The organism is Pseudoalteromonas sp. 20-MNA-CIBAN-0454 (assembly GCF_040308685.1).
In the GTDB taxonomy this organism is placed as follows: Bacteria; Pseudomonadota; Gammaproteobacteria; order Enterobacterales; family Alteromonadaceae; genus Pseudoalteromonas; species Pseudoalteromonas nigrifaciens.
In genome coordinates, this window is the sequence record NZ_JBEOOB010000066.1 from 1 (window position 1) to 5496 (window position 5496).

Genomic DNA, 5496 nt, shown 5'->3' on the forward strand with positions numbered 1-5496 from the left:
TGAGCGTTCACGCTAAAACCAGAACGGGTGTTCACGATGGGCCGGAATCACTGTTCACGATGCTCCGGAATATGCAACATTGTGAGGTTAATTGTGTTTTATGCTTTTGGCACGTTTTATAGGGCTTTAAATGCCAATAAAAAGGAATATATGAAGACTCCTCTAAGCATTCAATGCAAACAGGTATGTTATTAGTGCGAAGTAGTTCAAGGGGGATTGTCAGTTCACTACGGCTTACTGCTGCTAGGTTGCCAAATTTAAAGTTACTGCGCCGCCATGCAAGTGCAAGAATATCACCAGCGTTTACATCTGCTAATTGAGCTACTAACTTAAGCGCTCTTATTCTAAAGCTGCTCGCTTGCCTAGCATGATAAACATCAACCTTACTCAGCTCTAACGGCAAAGCACCTTCAAGCTCATGATCTTGCTCTACAAGCCATTGCCATAAAATATCAGCAAGCTCACTATAGCCATCGTATGAGTTATCCCTTGCAAGCCTTAGCAAATAGCTTTCAATTGCTTCATCAGCATAAGGTTTTGTTTGAACTAAAAAATGCATCGCCAACCTAAACTAAGAAAATCTTAGTTTAGGTTTAGATTAGCTTTTACTGTCAGTCAAACTTTACTTGAGTAAATAGATGAAATTTACTTAACAGGTTTAACTCCATAGCTCTCCAATATTAATATCATCACTGTCAGGCCTAGAGCCTTCGGCAACTTCGTTGAATTGAACAACCATAGGAATATCAAATGAAGTTCCAGTAATTACAGCACAACCTTTCGCTAAATTAGGAATCATCTGCCTTGAAAGATCATCTAAAGAACTAATTGTGTTTTCAAGCAACTTAAGATCTCTATCATTAACCAGTCTATGAATGAAGAAATTATGTAATTGAGACATTACTGTTGGCGAAATATCAGCAGGCCTTTGGCTAGATAATGTCAGAAAGAAACCAAACTTGCGTCCTTCTTTAATAATTTCTTCGAACAACTCTAATCTATAATCTTTCCAGCTTTCACTTTCCCTAGTGGACTGCATGGACAAAACATTGTGAGCTTCGTCAATTATCATATGGAACGTTTGTTGCTTCGAATTTTGGTTAATTACCTGCTGCTTGTGAGAACTGTAGTAGAACTTAGCAAGTAATAACGGTAAAACTTTTTTGATTTCTTGATTGGTTTTTCTTAATGATAGTATTGTTAACAACTTAGGTTGAGGCTGCTCAGTAACCACGTTAAAAACTCGATCTAAGGAAGTTAAAGAAGCCTCTACTCTTTTCAATAAAGGCTGTATATGATCGAATTGAACATACCCACTCACAAGGTCTGAAAGCAACTGAGTATTTATTCTAAGTTTTAATTCATTAAAGGGCGTCAATTGGCTAATGCTAACACTATCAATTTTATTTTTACAATGGGTTACATAAGCTGGATCTGATTCACCACCACTGAGAAATTTATGTGCAGCTTTGCTGGGAAAATATAACTTGCCATCCTTTCCATGCCATCCCATTTGATTTGCCAATTGCTCTAAATCGACAGATTTTACGAGCTTTGCTATTTCATATATTAAATCAACAAACTCTTTCTTATGTGCCGTGCTTATAAGGGCTTTTTTGAGTACTTTCTTTACGTAGCTTTCTAAGCTCATGCTATTAGTTTGAAACCGAGCACGGCCAGATACTATACGTTTTAAGAATGGCTTTTGAGTATTCTCAGTGGCCTTAAACAAAATACCAAATAACTCTTCATCCCAAAAAGCTTCACTAGTTAATGGGAACTTGTCACCATCGTCACTACGAGTATCAAGCTGGTATACTTGTTTATGTTCTCGGTTAGCTATTAACTGGTTATTGGTATATTCACCATTAAAGTCAATTACTACAAAGTGACTTTTACCTATAATTTTGTCGAGCTTGTTACTAAAAAGGGTTGTGTAAAGATTTGTTAGTGTATTTGATTTTCCGCTTCCTGTGTTCCCAAAAACACCTAAATGAGTATTAAACAGCTTTTCCCATGGTAATGACACTGGAATTTCTTCCGTGAGCGTTTCACCTACGATAAAATTGTAATCAGATCTACCAAATATTTTTTTTACTTGATCGTCACTCATCAAATAAGCAATATCCCGTATCATAGGCAGGTGTTTAATTCCTTCAAAGAATTTATCTGATTGAAAATATCCTATGGGAACTAGCTCTACTTTCCGAATGTAGTAATTGCTTTCTTCACTTTTAAATCTCTCATCTAAGTATTCACCTTGAACTCGAGCCACCACATCTTTGAACCCTCGGCGAATCAGCACAAACTCTTGAATCGAGACACCATTGAATTTCACACCATCATAGAAAAGTGTTTCTTTATTAGATTCTTCATACAGCTCTATAACGATGTTAGTGCCCTTTACCGAAATAACTTCACCAATAGCTATACTCATAATTCTCCGCCATTTAAAGGGAGCACTGGGGGTGGAATAGGTTCTACCGTATTTTGCTGTTTTGGTTTATGTTTATAATTATTTAAGGTGAACTTAGTATCATTAAAATTAGTGAAGTTAAGGAGGCTTTCATCAGAACAAATATAGCCAACATTTGGATAATCTTTAAACTTATCTTGCATAAGGTTTAGCTCTGCATTGTCAAAGCACGATATGTACATCGTTAGAGAAGGATTAGAAAGTGAACGAAGTATCAGGCTTAAAATATGTTCGTCGGCAAATGAAAAGCCAAAAGTAATCAGAACAGAGTTAGGCCGTTCTAACTCGTAACTTAGGTGTCTCAAAATTTGATAGTATGCTTCTTCAAATACCGTCTCGTGAAACTTCCATTTTGTTGGGTTAACTATTGGGATACTTTCATATTTTTCCCAAAACTCTTTAGGTTTCAACTTAGATAGGTCTTCCGAGGATAAAAACCTATCTATATCGAGTATTGTTTTATTTTTATCATACAAAATATCTTTGAAGGCATTTATGATATCAAGTTCTTTTTGTTCAAAATGAATTCTGTAGTTACTCTGACCATAATTAAGTTTGATTTCACTATCTTTTTGTGCTTTTTCCCAATGAACAGAACCATGTGCGTGAAGTAGGTTTATTTGTGGTAGAAGGGTATCATGGCGTTCAAAAACTCCTTTATTAACAACCCTATGATTGAAGTTTCTCGTATGAAAAGTACGTGTCTGAAAACCAACGCTTCCATCATTAACTACAAATAAAGCATTGCGCTCTGATAACAATTCTTCACTTGCTGTTTCCAAGCAATTATCATAATTCGTTGTGAATATATTAGCTCTTTTCTCTGATGGTTTTTGCCTATCTAACATAGAAACTAGAGTGGATAAAAAACGTTTATATTCATTAATCACATTTTCTTGATTAATTGGCCTTTTAGGATGTGGAGGGATACTTGAAAATACATTTGGTAGTCCGTCTCTAATACATTCTTGATAGTAGAGCATGAATAATAGTGTTATTGCTTGTTTTTCAGACTCATACTTTTTTGCAAGAGTTTCAAAGGTACATTTATTTCCTGCTTCATCTATAACTTCTAGAGCTAACGTTGGAAGGAAACCATAAGACGCTCCAGCTCCTATTAAAAAGTTAAGGTTTTGCTCATATATATCCATTAGCTTGAACTCGCTTGCCATATTTAATTCCTTTTCCTACTTCGATTAGGGGAGCTGATGTAAGTTTTATTCGAACTTCGTTAGTAACCAAATAAAACCAAATGTTCATTGAAAGGCTATTCTATTTTTTATTTTCAATAAGCTGACTGAGCAGTGCTTTTTGTCTGTCTTTGTCCAGCTTACCAAGTGCACAAATTAGTTCAGATAGAATATCTTCTTCACAATAAAAGTATGCTACTGGTACATCTAGCTCTTTAGCAATGCGTTTCATGGTTAAAAAATCAGGGGCATGTTTGCCTTTTTCGTATTGGTTCATGCGAGCACTAGCCGTGTTTGGCTCCATGCCTAACGCCATACCTAGCTGTTGCTGAGTAAGGCCTGCTGCTTTTCTTGCAGACTTTAGGCGTGAAGGTGTTGGAGTTTCCATGTGAACCTTAGCTATAAAATACATATTGCTAAGATTCTCTTAGTATTCAACCCACAAGTGTACTAAGGATATTTTAGTTTATGAAATTTTAAAAATAACCCGATATTTGTTGAATGCTTAAAGAACCATTCTAAAAAGAGGCTAATCAAAGCCAAGACGTTTATCGAATGATAATATTACGCATTTTAGGCAGTGGTAAATATATGAAATACTCGCAGTAACATTCGATTCATGAGGCTGAATGTTACGATTATTAGCCCATGAAAAAGATGATGTTTTATCTCGGATATTTTTATAAAAGATCTCCCCTAGTGTGTCTCCTTTATCACCATAGAAATCAGTGTACTTATAATTCCAATCGTTTCTGACTCTACTTGGTATATGCCACCTTTCATTTTTAGAATCACATATATTTAAAAAAAGTGTTTTATGATGCTTTTGCATATCATTTACATCTAATCTATCCACTACTTCCGATAAGTTTTTCCATACTTCTACGTGCGGCCGAGGGGACTTGGGATAAAAAGATAACTTCACAAAGCCATCATAATGCGAATGCGTAACTTTTACTTGATAACTGAAATTTGACTGTTCTAAATTAATGAATTTGTCAGGTATTACACCATCAGCCCTAGAGAATAAGTTAGCCATATCTTTAGCACTAAAATTAGCAATATAAATACCAAATAATTTAGATATTTCGTTGGACATATAAAAAGCTGAATAATATGCAGTGACTAAAACCCAAGCGACTTGATTATTTTGAGAAATAAGATTTTGAAGACTTTTATTTTGTTCTAATATCCTTCTTCGCCCAAAAAAATAGTCAGAAAACAGAGCCTTCTTGTAAACATCACATCGAATATCAACTTCAAAAGATTTATTAGCATTAAAAGTAAAAGTGAAGTCCTCTCCAATGTCTAATAGTTTCTGCTTTATGGTATCTTTAAAAGCATATTTATCATTAGGTAAAGGAGATAAATTCAATGATGTAATTTGCTTGAGTAATGATTTAGTTAAATCTTCCTGGATCATTTCTTTTTATCCTAAAAGATCATTTGGCTCTTCTAATGTGGAGGAATGAATGTCTAATAATGTTTGTAATTCACTTGCCATTTGACTAATAGTCTGTTGATTTGAGCCACTATGCCTATCAAAATCAATTTTACTTATTCCATCTAAAATATTTTCAAGTGAGCGCTCTTGGTAATTTTTATAATAAGTTAATGATGAAGAACATACATCATCAAATACTTTAAATATAGCCTGAAAAAATGCAGAGCTCGTCATTCTTTTATCATGCCCTTCCATACGATTCAAAATACTAGATACTGCACATAAGTAGTTTTTAATTAATACTTTCTTTTTTATTAAGCGACAATTACGGTGGCCGGTCTAGCGACAATTATCTTGGCCGGTTGATCTGATAAGGTTCGGTACAG

Annotated in this window: 6 protein-coding genes; all 6 read right to left on the minus strand. The window is 34.8% G+C overall.

What is annotated here, in order from left to right:
• Nucleotides 1-31: 31 nt before the first annotated feature.
• Nucleotides 32-559, minus strand: a complete 528-nt coding sequence (locus AAEZ22_RS17760) for a TniQ family protein (protein ID WP_352298254.1) — start codon at nucleotides 557-559, stop codon at nucleotides 32-34.
• A 99-nt stretch (nucleotides 560-658) separates the two neighbouring features.
• Nucleotides 659-2437 carry an ATP-binding protein gene (locus tag AAEZ22_RS17765; RefSeq protein ID WP_179807308.1) on the minus strand — a complete coding sequence of 593 codons (1779 nt, stop codon included), beginning with the start codon at nucleotides 2435-2437 and terminating at the stop codon, nucleotides 659-661.
• The gene (locus tag AAEZ22_RS17770; RefSeq protein WP_352298257.1) at nucleotides 2434-3648 is read right to left on the minus strand and encodes an SIR2 family protein; all 1215 of its coding nucleotides are present in this window, start codon (nucleotides 3646-3648) and stop codon (nucleotides 2434-2436) included. Before AAEZ22_RS17770 ends, AAEZ22_RS17765 begins: the two co-directional genes overlap by 4 nt.
• A 100-nt stretch (nucleotides 3649-3748) precedes the next feature.
• On the minus strand, nucleotides 3749-4054 hold the full coding sequence (locus AAEZ22_RS17775; protein WP_179807555.1) for a helix-turn-helix domain-containing protein: 306 nt from the start codon (nucleotides 4052-4054) through the stop codon (nucleotides 3749-3751).
• 141 nt (nucleotides 4055-4195) lie between these two features.
• Nucleotides 4196-5089, minus strand: coding sequence for a hypothetical protein (locus AAEZ22_RS17780; protein WP_179807554.1), 894 nt, complete (start codon nucleotides 5087-5089; stop codon nucleotides 4196-4198).
• Nucleotides 5090-5095: 6 nt separating this feature from the next.
• Nucleotides 5096-5365: a hypothetical protein gene (locus tag AAEZ22_RS17785; protein WP_352298261.1), complete on the minus strand. Its 270-nt coding sequence runs from the start codon at nucleotides 5363-5365 to the stop codon at nucleotides 5096-5098.
• Nucleotides 5366-5496 lie beyond the last annotated feature (131 nt).